This is a genomic window from Faecalicoccus sp. LCP19S3_E2, assembly GCF_052121255.1.
In the GTDB taxonomy this organism is placed as follows: Bacteria; Bacillota_I; Bacilli_A; order Erysipelotrichales; family Erysipelotrichaceae; genus Faecalicoccus.
The window spans coordinates 1-410 of record NZ_JBQKEP010000047.1; the positions used below are offsets into that span (position 1 = coordinate 1).

General features: G+C 49.0%; 1 pseudogene. It reads right to left on the reverse strand.

Annotated features, from left to right (window positions below):
* Nucleotides 1-410 (reverse strand): annotated as a pseudogene (locus ACTQX6_RS12650) (transketolase); the annotation flags it as partial.

Sequence of the window (410 nt, forward strand, 5' to 3'; positions counted from 1 at the left end):
GGCTTCTTCATACTGTTCCTTGTTTGGCGCACTTCCATGCCATGCATAGTTGTTTTCCATAAACGATACGCCCTTTCCCTTGATCGTATGGGCGATGATGGCTGTCGGCTGCCCCTTCGTTTCTCTGGCTTCCTGAAAGGCTGCCTCGATTTCCTTAAAGTTATGACCGTTGATCTCGATCGTATGGAAACCGAATGCTTCAAACTTGGATTTGAACGGTTCCGGGCCGATCACATCGTCGATGTTGCCATCGATCTGCAGATGGTTGTAGTCTAAAATCACACAGAGGTTGTCCAGCCTGTAATGGGAGGCTGCCATACAGGCTTCCCATACCTGTCCTTCCTCGCTTTCTCCATCGCCCAGCAGGCAATAGATTCGGTGTTCATTCTTGTCGATATGTTTATTGGCGA